Source organism: Dactylosporangium thailandense (assembly GCF_059739745.1).
Genome location: NZ_AP029195.1, coordinates 11,291,404 through 11,307,658 on the forward strand (window position 1 = coordinate 11,291,404; position 16,255 = coordinate 11,307,658).

At 73.7% G+C, this 16,255-nt stretch carries 15 protein-coding genes and 1 riboswitch; of the genes, 3 read left to right on the forward strand and 12 right to left on the reverse strand.

All coding sequences use genetic code 11. The features are described from left to right. Window position 1 precedes the first annotated feature (1 nt). On the forward strand, window positions 2-1,324 hold the full coding sequence (locus AC6JBM_RS50660) for a hemolysin family protein (protein ID WP_497980673.1): 1,323 nt from the start codon (window positions 2-4) through the stop codon (window positions 1,322-1,324). 47 nt (window positions 1,325-1,371) lie between these two features. Further along, the gene (locus tag AC6JBM_RS50665; protein WP_497980674.1) at window positions 1,372-1,710 is read left to right on the forward strand and encodes a cytidine deaminase-like protein; all 339 of its coding nucleotides are present in this window, start codon (window positions 1,372-1,374) and stop codon (window positions 1,708-1,710) included. A gap of 326 nt (window positions 1,711-2,036) precedes the next feature. Here AC6JBM_RS50665 and AC6JBM_RS50670 read toward each other — a convergent pair whose 3' ends face one another. The 4 genes from AC6JBM_RS50670 to AC6JBM_RS50685 form a co-directional block, all read right to left on the reverse strand. Beyond that, window positions 2,037-2,834 carry an isoprenyl transferase gene (locus AC6JBM_RS50670; protein WP_497980675.1) on the reverse strand — a complete coding sequence of 266 codons (798 nt, stop codon included), beginning with the start codon at window positions 2,832-2,834 and terminating at the stop codon, window positions 2,037-2,039. Beyond that, entirely contained in the window at window positions 2,831-3,748 is a 918-nt protein-coding gene (recO, locus tag AC6JBM_RS50675) for a DNA repair protein RecO (RefSeq protein ID WP_497980676.1), read from the reverse strand. Before recO ends, AC6JBM_RS50670 begins: the two co-directional genes overlap by 4 nt. 115 nt (window positions 3,749-3,863) lie before the next feature. Further along, the gene (gene era / locus AC6JBM_RS50680; RefSeq protein ID WP_497980677.1) at window positions 3,864-4,757 is read right to left on the reverse strand and encodes a GTPase Era; all 894 of its coding nucleotides are present in this window, start codon (window positions 4,755-4,757) and stop codon (window positions 3,864-3,866) included. 15 nt (window positions 4,758-4,772) lie between these two features. Next, the gene (locus tag AC6JBM_RS50685; protein WP_497980678.1) at window positions 4,773-8,054 is read right to left on the reverse strand and encodes a type VII secretion EssC family protein; all 3,282 of its coding nucleotides are present in this window, start codon (window positions 8,052-8,054) and stop codon (window positions 4,773-4,775) included. Between the two features lie 199 nt (window positions 8,055-8,253). Between AC6JBM_RS50685 and AC6JBM_RS50690 the strand changes: the two genes are divergently transcribed. Next, the gene (locus AC6JBM_RS50690; protein WP_497980679.1) at window positions 8,254-8,970 is read left to right on the forward strand and encodes a sulfotransferase-like domain-containing protein; all 717 of its coding nucleotides are present in this window, start codon (window positions 8,254-8,256) and stop codon (window positions 8,968-8,970) included. On the opposite strand, the gene AC6JBM_RS50695 is transcribed toward AC6JBM_RS50690, so the two are convergent. The 8 genes from AC6JBM_RS50695 to AC6JBM_RS50730 all read right to left on the reverse strand — a co-directional run bounded on the left by AC6JBM_RS50695 (window position 8,936) and on the right by AC6JBM_RS50730 (window position 16,012). Then, window positions 8,936-9,772 (reverse strand): sigma-70 family RNA polymerase sigma factor, encoded by an 837-nt coding sequence (locus tag AC6JBM_RS50695; RefSeq protein ID WP_497980680.1) that lies wholly within the window; start codon window positions 9,770-9,772, stop codon window positions 8,936-8,938. The genes AC6JBM_RS50690 and AC6JBM_RS50695 overlap by 35 nt on opposite strands. After that, a complete protein-coding gene (locus AC6JBM_RS50700; protein WP_497980681.1) occupies window positions 9,756-10,643 on the reverse strand; it encodes an aminotransferase class IV in 888 nt (295 codons plus the stop codon). Before AC6JBM_RS50700 ends, AC6JBM_RS50695 begins: the two co-directional genes overlap by 17 nt. A 2-nt stretch (window positions 10,644-10,645) precedes the next feature. Then, window positions 10,646-11,149 (reverse strand): MarR family winged helix-turn-helix transcriptional regulator, encoded by a 504-nt coding sequence (locus tag AC6JBM_RS50705; RefSeq protein WP_497980682.1) that lies wholly within the window; start codon window positions 11,147-11,149, stop codon window positions 10,646-10,648. 58 nt (window positions 11,150-11,207) lie between these two features. Further along, a complete protein-coding gene (locus AC6JBM_RS50710) occupies window positions 11,208-11,591 on the reverse strand; it encodes a hypothetical protein (protein ID WP_497980683.1) in 384 nt (127 codons plus the stop codon). Beyond that, window positions 11,591-13,321, reverse strand: a complete 1,731-nt coding sequence (locus tag AC6JBM_RS50715) for a PHP domain-containing protein (RefSeq protein ID WP_497980684.1) — start codon at window positions 13,319-13,321, stop codon at window positions 11,591-11,593. The genes AC6JBM_RS50710 and AC6JBM_RS50715 overlap by 1 nt, the downstream gene beginning before the upstream one ends. A gap of 79 nt (window positions 13,322-13,400) precedes the next feature. Next, window positions 13,401-14,114 (reverse strand): energy-coupling factor transporter transmembrane component T family protein, encoded by a 714-nt coding sequence (locus AC6JBM_RS50720; protein ID WP_497980685.1) that lies wholly within the window; start codon window positions 14,112-14,114, stop codon window positions 13,401-13,403. After that, window positions 14,111-15,439, reverse strand: a complete 1,329-nt coding sequence (locus AC6JBM_RS50725) for an ABC transporter ATP-binding protein (protein ID WP_497980686.1) — start codon at window positions 15,437-15,439, stop codon at window positions 14,111-14,113. The genes AC6JBM_RS50720 and AC6JBM_RS50725 overlap by 4 nt, the downstream gene beginning before the upstream one ends. 3 nt (window positions 15,440-15,442) lie before the next feature. Further along, window positions 15,443-16,012 (reverse strand): ECF transporter S component, encoded by a 570-nt coding sequence (locus AC6JBM_RS50730; protein ID WP_350620783.1) that lies wholly within the window; start codon window positions 16,010-16,012, stop codon window positions 15,443-15,445. Window positions 16,013-16,090: 78 nt separating this feature from the next. After that, window positions 16,091-16,205, reverse strand: a riboswitch (TPP riboswitch). Window positions 16,206-16,255: the final 50 nt, after the last annotated feature.

The following is a 16,255-nucleotide window of genomic DNA, read 5'->3' on the forward strand; positions in this document are numbered from 1 at the left end:
CGTGAGCGATGTCACACTGCTGACAACTGCGGCCGGACTCGTGGTCCTCGCGGGGCTGTTCGCGATGACCGATGCAGCGCTGAATGTCGTCTCGCCCGCTCGCGCGCACGAACTGGCCCGGGAGAACAAGCCCGGCTCCGGTGCGCTCGAGGTGATCGCGGCGGATCCGGCGCGGTACATCAACCTGTTGTTGCTCCTGAGGCTCCTCTGTGAGCTGACCGCGACCACGCTCGTGGCGCTGGAGACCGCGGCGGCCGTCGGCGGGCACCGGGACTGGCTCGCCGCGCTGATCACGGCCGGCGTCATGACCGTCATCAGCTTCGTCGTCGTGGGCGTGGCCCCGCGGACGATGGGGCGCCAGCACGCGTACCACGTCGCCCGCTTCGCCGCCCCGCCGGTGCGCTGGCTCGGCACGGCCCTGGGCCCGCTCGCCCGGCTGCTGATCCTCATCGGCAACGCGGTGACGCCCGGCAAGGGGTACCGCGAGGGCCCGTTCGCCACCACCATCGAGCTGCGCGAGCTCGTGGACCTGGCCGAGCAGCGCGGCGTCGTCGAGCACGGCGAGCGCGACATGATCCACTCCGTCTTCGCGCTCGGCACGACCATCGCCCGCGAGGTCATGGTGCCGCGCACCGAGATGGTGTGGATCGAGGCCCACAAGACCGTGCGCCAGGGCCTGATGCTCGCGATGCGCAGCGGCTTCTCGCGCATCCCCGTCGTGGGCGAGAACGTCGACGACGTGCTCGGCATCGTGTACCTCAAGGACCTCGTGCGCCGCACCGCCGGCAACGAGACCGGCGCGGGCGAGATGCCCGTCGCGCAGGTCATGCGCGACGCGACCTTCGTGCCCGAGTCCAAGCCGGTCGACGACCTGCTCCGCGAGATGCAGGCCGCGCGCACGCACATGGCCGTGATCATCGACGAGTACGGCGGCACGGCCGGGCTCGTGACCATCGAGGACATCCTCGAAGAGATCGTCGGGGAGATCACCGACGAGTACGACGTCGCCGAGCGGCCGCCGATCGAGGAGCTGCCGGACGGGGCGGTACGCGTCACGAGCCGCCTGCCCATCGAGGACCTCGGCGAGGTCTTCGACGTCGAGCTGCCCGCCGACGAGGTCGAGACCGTCGCCGGCCTGCTGGCCCAGGCCCTCGGGCGCGTCCCGATCCCGGGCGCGACCGCGGTGGTGGGCGGGCTGGTGCTGGTGGCCGAGGGGACCGCCGGGCGGCGCAACCGGATCGACACGCTGCTCGTACGCCGCGCCGACCCCGAGGACGAGGACCAGCTCAGCCACGAGTCCGAGCGGCAGCACGCGGATGCCTAGGCCCGTTTCCCGGACCGTTCACGACACCTTCGAGAGGCAGCACGCCGATGTCTGACCTGTCCGCCGAGGACGCCAAGCTGGTGACCCTGGCCCGCGCGGCGCGCGCCCGCATCGGGGCGGTCGAGGGGGCCGCCGTTCGCGATCAGGACGGGCGCACGTACAACGCCGCCTCCGTCGCGCTGCCGTCGCTCTCGCTGACGGCTCTGCAGCTCGCGGTGGCGTCGGCGGTCTCGTCGGGCGCGACGAAGCTGGAGGCGGCGGCGGTGGTGACGGAGGCGTCGACGGTGGACGGGCTCGGCCATGCGGCGGTGCGCGATGTCTCGCCGGCGGCGCCGATCCACCTGGCGGCGCCGGACGCGACGGTCTTCGCCACCGTCACCGACTGAGGGCCGGGCGACGCCTCGCCCGGCGGTTAGCGGCCCGGATGCCACCTGGACGGCGCCTGTGCGGCGGCGCTGATCCGCTTGGCGGCGCCGGACGCGACGGTCTTCGCCGCCGTCACCGACTGAGGCCCGGGCGACGCCGGTTCGCGGTCGTCTCACGCTGCGACGAAAAGTCCGACGCTCCGCGATCGGACTTTTCGCTTATTTCACGATGTAACGGTTGGTGCCGCGCTGTGCGGGTTGCGCTCAGACTCGCACGGACCGGTAAGTGCTGAAATAACCGAAATGTCCGGCGCGCCAGCGCCGGACATTTCGGGAGAACGAGGGGTTCAGGTCGTCAGGGTCGGTGCCACCGGGTTCGGGATGGCCCCTCCGAAGCGGCGGTCGCGCTTCGCGTAGACCTCGCAGGCGTACCAGAGGTGGCGGCGATCGAAGTCGGGCCACAGGGCGTCGACCGAGACGAACTCGGCGTACGCGGCCTGCCAGATCATGAAGTTCGACGTGCGCATCTCGCCCGAGCTGCGGATCATCAGGTCCACGTCCGGCAGATCGGGCTCGTCCAGGTAGCGGGCGAACGTCTTCTCCGTGATGCGGTCGGCCTTCAGGCGGCCCGCCTTCACGTCCGCGGCGATGCGGGCCGCGGCGTCGGCGACCTCGGCGCGGCCGCCGTAGTTGACGCACATGGTGAACGTGAGCAGGTCGTTGTGGCGGGTGAGCTGCTCGGCGTACTCGAGCTCGCTGATCACCGAGCGCCACAGCCTCGGGCGGCGGCCGGCCCAGCGGACGCGGATGCCCATCTCGTGGAACTCGTCGCGGCGGCGGTGGATCACGTCGCGGTTGAAGTTCATGAGGAAGCGGACCTCGTCGGGGGAGCGCTTCCAGTTCTCGGTCGAGAAGGCGTACGCGCTGACGTACTTGACGCCGAGCTCCAGCGCGCCCTCGATCACGTCGAAGAGGGCGGCCTCGCCGGCGGTGTGGCCCGCGGTGCGGGGCAGGCCGCGATCCTTGGCCCAGCGGCCGTTGCCGTCCATGATGATCGCCACGTGCTGCGGCACGGCCTCCTTCGGCAGCGCCGGCGGGCGGGCACCGGTGGGGTGCGCGGACGGCGGGCGGAAGTTCCTGCTCACGGACGTTCCTTTCCAGCGTGACCAAGGGGTCCGGCCGAGCCGTCGAGCGGCTCCACCGGCGCGAGCGATCCGGCCGGCCCATCGAGTGGCCCGGCCGGGGCGAACGGGGTAGGCGGCGCAATGGGGCCGGTCGGTTGCGAGGGAAACCGGCGGCGCTCCTCGCGATCGACCAAGGGTAGAGAGCGCAGGGAGCGTTCCAGGTGCCATTGCAGGTGCGCCGCCACCAGGCCGCTCGCCTCGCGCTGGTGGACCGGGGACGCGTTGTCCGCGATCGTCCAGTCGCCCTCGACCAGCGCCGTCATCAGGTCGATCGTCGCCGGGGCCGGGTGGGCCGCGCCCGGTGGGCGGCAGTCGGGGCAGACCGCGCCGCCCGCCGCGATCGAGAAGCCGCGGTGCGGGCCGGGCGTGCCGCAGACCGCGCACTCGCGCAGCGCGGGGGCCCAGCCGGCCGAGCTCATGGCGCGCAGCAGGTACGCGTCCAGCACGAGGCTGCACGCGTGCTCGGCCACGGCCAGCGCGCGCAGGGCGCCGAGGGTCAGCTGGAACAGCCGCAGCGACGGCTCCTGCTCGACGGGCGTCAGGCGCTCGGCGGTCTCGGCGATGGCGCTGGCCACCGTGTACCGCGAATAGTCGTCCAGGAACCGCCGCCCGAACAGGTCGACGCCCTCCACCTGGCTGATCACGTCGAGGCTTCGGCCCTCCAGCAGCTGTACGTCCACATGCCCGAACGGCTCCAGCCGCCCCCCGAACTTCGAGGTGGTGCGGCGCACGCCCTTCGCGACGGCCCGGATGCGGCCGTGGTGCCGCGTGAACAGCGTGATGATGCGGTCCGACTCGCCCAGCTTCTGCACCCGCAGCACGACGGCGTCGTCGCGATAGAGCTTCCCCCGGAAACCCGAGCCACCCCCGGACATCAGCGGCGGCCCTCGGGCAACGCCGCGCCGCCCGCCACGCGCGGTGCGGGGCCGGGCGCGGCGAGGGCGGAGCGCGGTGCGGGGCCGGGCGCGGCGAGCGCGGAGCGCGGAGCCATCAGAAGCCCAGGCGGCGCAGCTGCTTCGGGTCGCGCTGCCAGTCCTTGGCCACGCGCACGTGCAGGTCGAGGTAGACCCGGCCGCCGATCAGGTCCTCGATCTCGCGGCGGGCGCGGGTGCCGACCTCCTTGAGCCGGCTCGCCTGGTGGCCGATGACGATCGCCTTCTGGCTGGAGCGCTCCACGTAGATGTCGGCGTAGATGCGGGTCAGCCCGTCCTCCTCCAGGACCTCCTCGACGAGCACGGCGATCGAGTGCGGCAGCTCGTCGCGGACCCCATCCAGGGCCGCCTCGCGGATGAGCTCGGCCATGAGGATCTGCTCGGGCTCGTCGGTGAGCATGCCGTCCGGGTACAGCTGGGGCGAGCGGGGCAGGTGCGAGATCATCACGTCGACCAGGGTCTGGACCTGCTCGCCGGAGACGGCGCTCACCGGGACGATGTCGGCGAACTCGCCGAGCTCCTGCACGGCCAGCAGACGCTTGGCCAGCGTGGCGCGGTCCACCAGGTCGGTCTTCGTGACGACCGCGACGAGGGTCGCCTTGAGCTCGGCGATCTCGCCGCTGATGAACCGGTCGCCGCGGCCGATCTCCTCGTCGGCGGGCAGGCACAGGCCGATCACGTCCACCTCGCTCCAGGTGGAGCGCACGAGGTCGTTGAGGCGCTCGCCGAGCAGCGTGCGCGGGCGGTGCAGCCCGGGCGTGTCCACGAGCACGAGCTGGGAATCGGGCCGGTGGACCACGCCGCGCACGGTGTGCCGGGTGGTCTGGGGCTTCGGCGACGTGATCGCGATCTTCTGACCGACGATCGCGTTGGTCAGCGTCGACTTGCCGGCGTTGGGACGGCCGACGAAGCAGGCGAAGCCCGCACGGTACTCACCAGGATTGTGCTGCACGATGGTTCAGCGTACTCAGACCTCCAGCTGCAACTGGCGGGGGCGTTGTGCAGGAGTTGTGGTTTTCGCCGCCCCACGGGCTTTCGCCCCGGCGTGCGCGGCCGGTGCCGGGGTGACGACGTCACCCGAACGGGCGGCCGGCCCCGCCGTGGCGATCTGCAGCTCCACGGTGCTCTCCACGACGCCTCGGCCCGCCGAGCGCAGCACGATCCGGCCGGGCATCAGCCGGGACAGGGACGTCGGCACGGCGCTGCGCTGCTCGGTCGCGAGGAGCAGATGCACGCCGACCGCCTTGCCGTCCGCCGCGACCGCCGTCAGTGCCTCGTTCAGCAGCGGGTCGTGGCCGTCGACGAGGACGAGGACGCGGGCGCCGTCCGGCTCGGCCAGCGCGGCCCGCTCGGCCACGAGGCCGCGGATCGTGCCCAGCAGCTTCGCGGCGGACGGGACGTCGGTGCCGTCGACGCGGTACACCCGCAGCGCCGCGGCGTCGTAGCGCCGGGCGAACGCGGCCGCCACCGTGTCCAGCAGCGTCGTCTTGCCCGCCCCCGTGGGGCCGAAGACCAGCAGGTGCCCGAGCTCGTCGAGGTCCAGCGGCCAGACCTGCACCGCCTGGGCGTTGGGCAGGTCCACCATCCCGATCGGCGCGGCGAAGGCGTCGCGGCCGGTCTCGGGCGGCTCCGGCAGCTCGTCGAGGTCGTAGGTGGCGTCCAGCGGGGCGTGCCAGGCCTTGGGCTGGTCGGGCACCCGCGCCTCCCGGTGCGCCCCGGAGATGGCCGCGACCAGGCGCTGCAGGTCGGTGACCTCGCCGTCGTGGGCCGGCGCGGGGAGGGGGATCGCGGCGTCCGGCTCCTCGAGGTCGGGCACCGGGGTGTGCAGGCCGGACTCGAAGCGCCACTCGGTGACCAGGGTCGGGCCGGCCGAGCGGTCGGCGGGGGAGCGGGCCCCGCCGTAGGCGATCTGCACCGCGTCCGGGTCCGACGTCACCGTGCGCACGAACGCGCGGCCGGGCAGCAGCGGGGAGAGGTGGGCGGCGTCGGGGCGCTCCAGCACCTCCAGGCTGTCCTGCTCCTCCTCGACCCGCAGCGCGATGCGCAGCGGCGCCTCGGCGCGCAGGTCGTCGTCGACGGCGCCGTGCGGAAACGCCGTGGACAGCAGCAGGTGTACTCCGGCCGAGCGCCCGCGCCGCGCGAGCTCCCGCAGCCCGGTGACGAACTCGGGCGGCGCGGTCGTGAACTCGGCGACGACGATGAGCAGGTTGGCCGGGGCCGCGGCCGGGTGCTTGCGCTCCATCTCGACGATGTCCTTGACCCCGTGCCGGCGCAGCACCCCCTCCCGCCGGCGCACCTCGGCGCCGAGCGAGACCAGGATCCGCCGGGCCATGTAGCCGTCGTCCCCGGTGAACAGCCCGACGGTGTGCGGCAGCTCGGCGCACTCGGCGAACGTGGTGCCGGCGGCGTCCACGAGCACGAAGGTGAGCCGGTTGGCCGGGTAGGTCGCGGCCAGCGCGGCCAGGTAGGAGCGCAGCAGCCAGGCCCGGCCCGAGCCCGGCGCGCCCACGATGATGCCGTTGGGGCCGTCGCGGCGCAGGTCGACCACGAGCGGGCCGGTGCCGCCGAAGCCGATCGGGGCGGCCAGGCCGCGGTCGCGGGTGGACGGCACCCAGCGCTTCACGATCGCGCTCGGGGCCGGCTCCCCGCCGAGGCCGAGGACCTCGCCGAGCGGCGCGATCCGCGGCGCCGCGCCGCCGGCCGCGTCCCGGTTGGCGGCCAGGGCGTGCGCGACCCGGTCGGCGACCGCCGCGTCGATCCCGTCGCCCTCCAGCGCCACGACCCCGGCCGGCAGCGCGCGGGCGCTCCCGGCCGCCGTGAGCAGGCTGATCCCGCCCCGGGGGCCGTCCTCGACCAGGCGGGCGAGGGCCTCGGGCGGTACGGAATCGGCGTCTGGAAGCACCACCACCACGTGCGGGACGAACTGCTCGGCGATCGCGTGCCGGCCCAGCCGCCGCTGCCGCAGCAGCGCCTCGACCAGGGCGAGCACCCGCCGGCGGTCGTCCTCCTGGGCCGCGACGGTGCGGGCGCCGGGCGCGAAGGCCGCGGTCAGCGTGCGGGTGTGCGGCAGCCAGCCGGTCCAGCGCCAGTGCTCGGCCTCCTCGGGGGTGGCGAGCACGACCAGGGCCAGGTCGTTCGGGCCGGCGAGGGTGGCCAGCTGCACCACCCAGGAGCGCAGCACCGCGCGGCGGGTCTCCTCGTCGCCGTGCGCGCCGAGGGCCCCGAGGGTGCGCAGGTCGGCCTCGACGGGGACGTCGGGGTCGGTCGCGTACCGCTGCCGCAGCGCGCCGATCCGTTCGGTGTGCGCGGGGTCGAAGTCCCCGGTGGTCGGCGCCTGCTCGAAGCGCAGCCGGCTCGGCTGGTCGGCGGTGGCGATCCGCAGCGTGAGGAAGTCCCGGTCGTCGGGGCGGCGGGCCGGCTTCTCCTGCCGGTCGGCGGCCCGCGCCAGGTGGGCCACGCTGGGCGCCTCGGCCCGGCGCGCCTGCACGACGGCCCGATGCTTGATGGCCGCGTCCGCCTCGGCCCGCTCCATGGCGGCCTCGAACTCGGCGGCGGGATCGGCGGCCCGGCGGCGCAGCGTCAGACGACGCCGTTTGGGCGGCTGCGGTACGACCGGCAGCCACACCGCCGGCGGGGGCCCCTTGGGCGCGGGCGCCTCCGCGGGGACCTCCTCGACCGTGACGAGCGTGGCCCCGAGCCGCAGCAGCTGCCCGCCGGTCAGCGTCGCCGTCCCGGTCAGCGGCTCCCCGTCCAGCCGGGTGCCGCCCGGCGAGCGCAGGTCGGTGGCCGCCACCTCGTGGCTGCCGATGCCCAGGTGCAGGTGGCGCCGCCCGGCCGTCGGGTCGGTGAGCACGAGGTCGCTCGCCGGGTCGGTGCCGAGCACGAACTCGCCCGGCGGCAGCGGCACCCAGATCCCGGCGTCCGGGCCGGCCAGCACCAGCAGCTCGAAGCGGTGGCCCTCGACCCGCTGCGGCCGCTCGGGGCGCTGCTCGGGCGGGGCCAGCAGGACCATGTCGCCGCAGCGCAGCCCCTGGTCGCCGAGCGGGCGGTTCGGGTCGAGGCGGCGCCCGGTGCGCGCGAGCCAGGCCCACGTGGTCTGCTGCGGCCGCTCGGCCGGGTCGAGCAGGCCCAGCAGCGCGGCGATCAGGTCGGCCACCGCGCCACCCGGGTCGGCCCGCAGCCGGACCGTGCGATCCAGCGTCGCGCCCGAGTCGCGCCTCGCCACTCGCACGTCGATCAGCAGGTCCATCGACCGGCCCCTTTCTTGCCGCGCAGCATGGTTCGTCGTCGGTCTCCAAGAAAGCCTGGTGCGGGGCGGGCGCTCGGTAAGGCTCCGTCCTCGACAGTAAGCGCCGCGACGCCGAGTGGATCGCATCGACGCGCGCCAGGATTTCGTGCTATTCGCGTGTAAAACGGGCGGAACGGCACGTGGGTTACCCTCCTGGACCATGACGGTGCGAGTCGCGATGTGGTCAGGCCCCAGAAACATCTCCACGGCGCTGATGCGCAGCTTCGGCGCGCGGCCCGACACCGTGGTCGTCGACGAGCCGCTGTACGCGCACTATCTGGCCGAGACCGGGCTCGACCATCCGGGCCGCGAGGCGATCCTCGGCTCCCAGCCGCGGCGCTGGCCGGACGCGGTCGCCGGGCTGCTCGCGCCCGTGGACGCCGCGGTGTTCTACCAGAAGCACATGACCCACCACCTGCTGCCGATGATCGGGCGGGACTGGCTGGCCGAGGTGAGCAACGCGTTCCTGATCCGCGACCCGGCCCACGTGGTCGCGTCCTACGCCAAGGTGCGGGGGGAGCCGACGCTCGAGGATCTCGGGTACCCGCAGCAGGTCGAGATCTTCCGGGCGTTCGGCGGCCCGGTGGTCGACGCCGCCGACGTGCTCCGCGACCCGGCCGGCACGCTGGGCGCCCTGTGCGCGGCGCTCGGCCTGGCCTGGGACCCGGCGATGCTGGCCTGGCCGGCCGGGCGGCGCGACACGGACGGGGTGTGGGCGCCGCACTGGTACGCCGCCGTCGAACGCTCCACCGGCTTCGCGCCCTACGACCCGCGGCCCGCCGAGGTCCCCGCCCATTTGGAGCCGCTCGTGGCGCGGGCCCGGCCGCTGTACGAGGAGTTGGCTACGGTGGCGCTGCGGGCAGGCCGAACGCGGTGAGGTCGGCCTCGAGGAAGGACACGACCTCGGCCACCAGCCCGCCGCGGAAGTCCAGCACGTCGAGCCCGCTCGGCACCCAGGCGCCGTCGACCAGGCGGTAGGTGCCGAACGCGAGCTGCCCGTTGGCGCTGGTGGGCAGGAACCGCCAGCCGGTCCGCAGCGGCCCGCGGAGCAGGAACGACCGGATCGCGCCCCGCCCCGTGTAGCGCTCCGGCAGCGGCGGCATCGAGTAGCGCGCGTCCTCGGTCAGCATCGCGATGATCGCGTCGGGGTCGCCGGACTCCCACGCCCGCGCGTAGCGGGCCGCCCGCTCGCGGACCTCGTCGTCGAGCGGGGCGTCCACCGGCTCGACGCGCTTGGCCCGCTGCAGGGCGCTGTTCACGGACGCGACCGAGGTGCCGAGCATCTGCGCCGTCTCGGCCGCGCTGTAGCCGAGCAGGTTGCGCAGCAGCAGCACCGCGCGCTGGCGGGGCGTGAGGCGCTGGAGCGCGGCCACGAACGCGAGCCGCATGCCCTCGCGCGCGACCACGGTCGCCTCGGCGGCCGGCGTGGGCAGCGGCTCGGGCCACTCCACGGACCGTCGGCCCTTGAGCATCGTCAGGCAGCGGTTGGTCGCGATGGTGAACACCCACGGGCGCACCGACTCGGCGTCGTAGCGCCCGGCGCTCTTCCAGGCCCGCAGCAGGGTCTCCTGCACGGCGTCGTCGGCGTCGTGGACGCTGCCGAGCATGCGGTAGCAGTGCGCGCGCAGCTGCGGCCGCAGCGGGCCGACGAGCGCCTCGAACTCAGAGGGCGACGGCATGGGCGCGGGCGTGGGCGCGGTACAGCTCCGCGATCTGGCGCGTCACCGGGCCGACCTTGCCGTCGCCGACGGGGCGGCCGTCGATGGCGACCACGCCGGCGATCTCGCCCATGGTGCCGGTGCAGAAGACCTCGTCGGCGGTGTACATCTCCACCTGCGCCAGATCCCGCTCCCGCACCGGCAGCGGCGCGATGCGCAGGACGGTGTCGCGGGTGATGCCCTCCGGGCAGGCGATCGCGCGCGGGGTCAGCAGCTCGCCGCCGGCGACCGCGAACAGGTGGGTGGCGTTGGTCTCGGCGACGAAGCCGCGCGCGTCGAGCATCATCGCGTCGTCGGCCCCGGCCACGTTCGCCTCGAGCTTGGCCAGGATCGAGTTGAGCAGGTTGTTGTGGTGGATGCGCGGGTCGAGCACGTCCGGGGCGGGCCGGCGCACGCTGCTGGTCACGAGGGTGAGGCCGCCGGTGTCGTACACCGGCGCCTTGAACTCGGCGAGCACGATCAGCGTGCAGCCGGAGCGGTTGAGCCGCGGGTCCATGCCGCTGGTGACCTTCACGCCGCGGGTCAGCGTGAGCCGGACGTGCACCCCGTCGCGCATGTCGTTGGCGGCCAGCGTCTCGCGCAGGGCCGCGATGATCTCGGCGTCGGCGGGGACGCCCTCGAAGCCGAGCGAGACGGCCGAGCGCCGCAGCCGCGCCAGGTGCTCGTGCAGGCCGTAGATGCCGCCGTCGTACAGCCGCAGCCCCTCCCACACCGCGTCGCCCCCCTGCACGACGGAGTCGAACGGGGAGATGCCCGGCTCGTCCCGGTGCCGGAGCGTGCCGTTGACCCAGTACTTGAGCTCGGCGTTGCGTTCGTCGTACCGCTGCAGCATCTTCAGTCCTTTGCGATGTCCCCGAGGGCGATGAGCACGTCGCGCAGCCGGTCGGCGGCCTGGGCGACGAGGGCCGGGTCGGCGCCGGCGAAGAGCCGGGCCTGCGCGCCGGTGACCGCCCGCACGATCTTCTCGGCCGCGGCCACGCCGGTCTCGCTCAGCCGCACCCAGGCGACCCGGGCGTCGGCGGGGTCGGCCGCGCGCTCGATGAGCCCGTCCTGCTGGAGCCGGCGCAGCACGTTGCTGATCCCGCCGGAGGTCAGCAGGAGGCCGGAGGCGAGGTCGGAGGGCTTGCGCGCATACGGCGGGCCGGCCCGGCGCAGCGCCGAGAGCACGTCGAACTCGGCCGGGGTGAGCCCCTGGGCCGCGGTCTCGTTGCGCACCGCCTCCTGGAGCCGCCCGGCGAGGCGGTGGACGCGCTTGCCCAGCTCCATGGACGGGGAGACGACGTCGGGCAGCTGCGCGCGCCACTCGTCGACGACCTCGTCGATCTGGTCCCTGGGCATGCCCCGAGACTAGCCGGGGCCCGCTGGAATCCCAGCGGGCCCCTCACGAACCCTCGGTTCAGTGATCCGCGCAGCAGGGCCGGTTGTTCGGCGGCTCGAAGGGCACCAGGACCCCGCCCCGGCCGAACTGGGTGACGAGCGTCAGCACGCCGTCGCGCCAGATCGGCCGGACGAAGTCGCGGGTGTCCACGAGCATCTCCGGCACCGCCGTCATGCCGCCGAGGATCACGACCTTCTCGATCGCCGAGCCGTCGATGATCGCCGACACCGCGATGGTGCCCTTGAGCCCCTCGTGGCCCTCGAACACCACCTGGCGGGCGCCCTCCGGGGGCTGTTGCGCCTCGGCGCCGACGGCGACCTGCCCGCCGGAGAAGTACGTGAACGCGGGGCGGCCGGCCGTCAGGATGTGATGGTCGGCCGCCTGGACGTCGGGGAACTGCATTACCGGGGGAGGACCCAGATCGGGTTCGCGTAGAACCAGAGGTCCTTCCACGGGTCGGCGTCGCCGAGGACGTCGATCGCCGGGCCGGCCGGGTCGATCGCCGCGCCCAGGTAGCCGGGGGCGGTGCGGTTGCCGTCGGTGCCGCGCACGCGCACGTAGAACGGCTGGTCGGCCACGCCCAGGTCGTAGGTGAACGACACGGTGCCCTTGGACTGGGTCACCTCGAAGGACTTGACGACCTTGGTGTCGGGGGACTTGAACGTGTCCTTGTCGGACACGGCGCCCGTGACGGCACCGCGGATGACGTCGACGCGGGCCAGCTTGGGCACGAAGTTCGCCCAGTTCGCCTTGTCGGCCAGCGCGATCTTGATGACCAGCTCGGCGCGCTGGCCGCGGCGCAGCTGCAGCGAGCCGCCCAGGGTGGTGCCGGTCGGCGAGCCCTTGACGCGCACCTGCACGTCGAGGCCGTCGATCAGGTGGCCGTGGTCGACCCACACGCGACCGGCGCGCAGGCCGGCCATGACCGCCGCGTAGCTGAAGTTGCTCGAGCCGACGTGGGTGCGGCTGTAGTAGCCGGGCCAGAAGTCACCGGGGGTGAGGTTGGCCGGCTGGCCGTACACCGGGTCGAAGTGGTAGCCGTTGGTGGCGAAGTCCGTGTTGTCGGGGCGCTTCGACGTCTCCTCGTAGACGACGTGCGAGTCCGAGTTCGCGGTGATCCACCACGCCTTGCCCTCGGCCAGCAGGCTGTCCCAGAGGCCGCCGACGGTGGAGGTCATCCAGTCGAAGCCGCCCCAGGTGCGGTAGCTCTCCGGCGGGTAGGCGGCGAACGAGTTCGCGTTGGGGGCGTTCTCGTAGAAGCCGCGGCCCGCGCCGCCGCCGAGCGGCTTGGCGATGCCGGCGGCCTGGTGGCCGGGCGCGCCCTCGAAGCCGATCGCGATCTGCGGGTTGGCGTCGCGCCAGTTGCGGATCTCGTGCGGCGAGTCGATGCCGTTGCGGGCCGGGTGGTTGGCCAGGAACAGCGCGTCCTGGACCCGCCGCTTGGCGACCTGGTCGCCGAGGAACTTGATGCCGGCGACCGCGAGGGCCTCGGTGACGTTGGCCGGGTTGACCGCGCCCTGCACCGAGCCGTCGAAGGTGCCCTCGAACTCCTTGAGGACCGCGACCTCGTTGGCGCCCGGGTGCACGAAGACCGTGCCGTGCTCGGCGGCCGGGATGTTCCACTCCAGGCCCTGGAAGACCAGCATGTCCTTGTAGTCGTCGCGGGCCCCGCGGATGAGCGGGTTGACCTTGTCGACGCCGATCTTCGAGTGCTGGACGGTGCCGTGGTCGGTGATGACCATCCAGTCCAGGCCGAAGGCGGAGGCGTGCTTCACGTGGTCGTCGACCCGGTACATGCCGTCGCTGGAGAACTGGGTGTGGATGTGGTGGTCGCCCGCCAGCCACTTGTAGTTGTTGTTCGACGGGCGGCTGTGGCCGTGGCGGTCCCAGCCGTCGAAGTCGTGGTTGTGGTCGTCGTCGCCGTGCGCGTGCGCGACGCCGGCGTTCGCCAGCGCGCCGCCCGCGGCGGCAGCCGCACCGAGCAGGCCCGCGCGGCGAAGGAACCCGCGGCGGGAGACGTCGCCGGGCGAGAGCTCGCTGTCCGGGATCGACGCGTCGAGCACCGCGGGGACGTCGCCGGCCGCCTGCGGCATGTCCTCGTGGTGATGGTGGTGGCCGTGGCCGTGGCCCATGAAGGCTCCTCAGCTGGGAATCAGGTGGTTCTCACCGCCGACCCTCGACGCCGTGGGCAAACAACAGGTAGCGATATACCTATGTCCGCACGAACTTCAGCATGATCACCGCAACCGCGAGGGTCAGGCCGAGGGCCACGACCAGCGCGTCCATCCACCCGAATCGGGTATCCCGGGCGATCGTGCGCGGCTCGCCCCGGTCGAATCCGCGGGCCTCCATGGCCGTTGCCAGCCGGATGCCGCGCCGGATGGCGGCGACGAGCAGACCGAAGAGCGTGGAGAAGGGCCCGGCCTTGGTACCGCGGGCGCGCCGGGCGAGCCGGATCAGCTGGTACTCCCCGGCGAGCAGCGGCGCCAGGCGGAGCGCGGCCAGGGCGCCGATGGCGAACCGGGGCGGGACCCGCAGGTGCGCGACGAGCGAGTCGGCGAGGTCGGTCGGGTCGATGGTCGCGAACACCACGAAGCCGGGCAGCCCGACGGCGAGCAGCCGCAGGGCGTAGCCGACCGCGTTCTCGCGCACGTCGAGCCCGGCGACGTGCGCGACGACCGGCGAGTCCTGCGCCCCGAGCAGCACGGTGAAGCCGAAGATGCCGGCCGCGGAGACCAGGATCGGCCAGCCCCGCCGCCACAGCGTGCCCAGGCCGAGCCCGGTGAACGGCAGCAGCACCAGCAGCACGCCGATGACGGTCAGCGAGGCGACCGGGTCCAGGGTGGTGACCACCGCGGCGGTCACCAGCAGCGCGGCGAGCAGCTTGGCCACCGCGTCGCGCCGCCCGAGCCACGTCCCGTTCATCGGCGCAGCTCCAGCCGCCGGTCGCCGATCGCGGTCACGAGCTGCGGGTCGTGGGTGACCAGCACCAGCGCCCGGCCCTCGTCGCGCAGGTCGGCGAGCAGGGTCACCAGCTCCCGCCAGGTGCGCAGGTCCTGCCCGAACGTCGGCTCGTCCAGGACCAGCACCCGGGGCGCGGCGGCGAGCGCGGTCGCGACGCTGAGCCGGCGCTGTTCGCCGCCGGAGAGCGTGAAGGGGTTGGCGAGGGCCAGGCGGTCGAGGTACAGCCGCTGCAACAGGTGATCGACCGTCGCCTCGGAGGCGCCCCCGAGGGCCAGCTCGGCGCGGACGGTGTCGGTGACGAACTGGTGCTCGGGGTTCTGGAACACCGAGCCGATCCGCGTGGCCAGGCTCCGCGCCCGCCAGCGGTGCGGCGGGCGGCCCGCCTCCCGCCCGGCCAGCGCGGCCGAGGCCACCACCCGCCCGGCCCGCGGCTTCGTCAGGCCGCCGAGCAGCAGCGCGAGGGTCGTCTTGCCGGCGCCGTTGGGGCCCTCGACCGCGAGGGCCTGCCCCGCGCGCACCTCCTCGTCGACGACCGCGGCGGTGTGCGGCAGGGCCAGGCGCTCGGCGGTGAGCAGCGCCTCGCCCGGGGCGGTGACGGCCCGGCGGGCCGGCAGCGGGGCGCCGGGGCTCCAGACCGCGTCGGGGTCGTCGCCGATCACGACGGTCCGGTCGACCAGGGGGAGGGCCTCGTCGACCCGGTGCTCGACCAGCACCAGGGTCGCGTCGAGGTCCTGGATGACCTTGGCGATGGCGGTACGGACGAGCTGCGCCCCCTCCGGATCGAGGTTCGCGGTCGGCTCGTCGAGCAGCAGCAGCCCGGGCCGCAGCGCGATCACGCCGGCGATGGCCAGCCGCTGCTGCTCGCCGCCGGAGAGCGCGGCGGTGCTGCGGGAGCGGTCGTACGGGAAGCCGACGGCGCTCAGCGCGGCGTCGACCCGCGGCCAGATCTCGGCCCGGGGCACGCCGCGGTTCTCCAGGCCGAAGGCGACGTCGTCGCCGGCCCGGCTCATCACGAGCTGGGTCTGCGGGTCCTGGAACACGATCCCCGTCGTGTTGCGTTGCCGCCGCGCGTCGCGGCCGTCGACCAGGACCTCGCCCTCCTGCTCGCCGGAGTCCTCGGCGAGCAGGCCGGCCAGGGCGGCGAGCAGCGTGGACTTGCCGGCCCCGGAGGCGCCCAGCAGCAGGACCCGCTCGCCGTGCTCGATGCGCAGGTCGAGGTGGCGGATCGCCCAGGCCTTGCGCCCGGCGTGCCGCCACCCGAACCCGCGGAATTCGACGGTGCTCAACGCTTAGACGGCAACCCGCTCCCGGCCGGACGGGAAGCGGTCCAGCACGCCCGTGCGCGACAGCGCGCGCTGCAGCGCCCAGCTGCCGCCGCCGGCGACGATCGCGCCGCTGGCCACGACGAGCGCCGCGTACGTCCACTTCTGGCCGGCCGTGAACGTGTCGCCGTAGTAGACGCTCAGGTCGAACAGCGCGGCGCCCACGCCGGAGAGGGCGCCCGCGACCAGGGCGTTGACGAGTTTGTACCCGCGGTAGCCGGTCGCGGCGAAGCCGAACTCGCCGCCGATGCCCTGCACCAGGCCGGACACCACGACGGTGAGCCCCCACGCCGAGCCGAACAGCGCGGAGACGGTCGCGGCGACGAGCTCGGTGTAGAGGCCGGCGCCGGGCTTGCGGATGACGAGCGGCCCGAGGACCGCGGGGATGAGCCACACGCCGTAGATCACCGCGCGCCAGGGCAGCGCGAAGCTCTCCAGGGCGTTCCACAGGTTGTTCCAGGCGTAGAACACCCCGGCGAAGGCCACGGCGATGATGGACGCGACGACGATGTCGACGGTCCGCCAACGGGTCTGCATGGTTGAACCTCCCAGTTCGTGCGAACCAGAAGGAGACGCGACGTCACGCCGGCCCATGGATAGGCCGACGTGACGGCTGGCGTGAGGTGACCGAGCTCCCTGCGCTGGCATTACCCAGATCAGGTTCGAGGGTCTGCGAGGCCGTCGGACGGCCGTCGCACTCTCAGCGCTGTGCGCTCCCCTGTCGGATGTGCAGTTGTTTCCTGACGGTAACAGTGATCGTCGCCGACTCGTAGTCTCGGG

Excerpts from the sequence above, each read along its gene's own strand:
- AC6JBM_RS50705 (WP_497980682.1), bottom strand. The coding sequence starts at position 11,149 with ATGCCCAGGGACCAGATCGACGAGGTCGTCGACGAGTGGCGCGCGCAG.
- AC6JBM_RS50710 (WP_497980683.1), bottom strand. The coding sequence starts at position 11,591 with ATGCAGTTCCCCGACGTCCAGGCGGCCGACCATCACATCCTGACGGCC.
- AC6JBM_RS50685 (WP_497980678.1), bottom strand. The coding sequence starts at position 8,054 with ATGGACCTGCTGATCGACGTGCGAGTGGCGAGGCGCGACTCGGGCGCG.
- AC6JBM_RS50695 (WP_497980680.1), bottom strand. The coding sequence starts at position 9,772 with ATGCCGTCGCCCTCTGAGTTCGAGGCGCTCGTCGGCCCGCTGCGGCCG.
- AC6JBM_RS50730 (WP_350620783.1), bottom strand. The coding sequence starts at position 16,012 with ATGCAGACCCGTTGGCGGACCGTCGACATCGTCGTCGCGTCCATCATC.
- recO (WP_497980676.1), bottom strand. The coding sequence starts at position 3,748 with ATGTCCGGGGGTGGCTCGGGTTTCCGGGGGAAGCTCTATCGCGACGAC.
- AC6JBM_RS50715 (WP_497980684.1), bottom strand. The coding sequence starts at position 13,321 with ATGGGCCACGGCCACGGCCACCACCATCACCACGAGGACATGCCGCAG.
- AC6JBM_RS50665 (WP_497980674.1), top strand. The coding sequence starts at position 1,372 with ATGTCTGACCTGTCCGCCGAGGACGCCAAGCTGGTGACCCTGGCCCGC.
- AC6JBM_RS50720 (WP_497980685.1), bottom strand. The coding sequence starts at position 14,114 with ATGAACGGGACGTGGCTCGGGCGGCGCGACGCGGTGGCCAAGCTGCTC.
- AC6JBM_RS50700 (WP_497980681.1), bottom strand. The coding sequence starts at position 10,643 with ATGCTGCAGCGGTACGACGAACGCAACGCCGAGCTCAAGTACTGGGTC.
- AC6JBM_RS50690 (WP_497980679.1), top strand. The coding sequence starts at position 8,254 with ATGACGGTGCGAGTCGCGATGTGGTCAGGCCCCAGAAACATCTCCACG.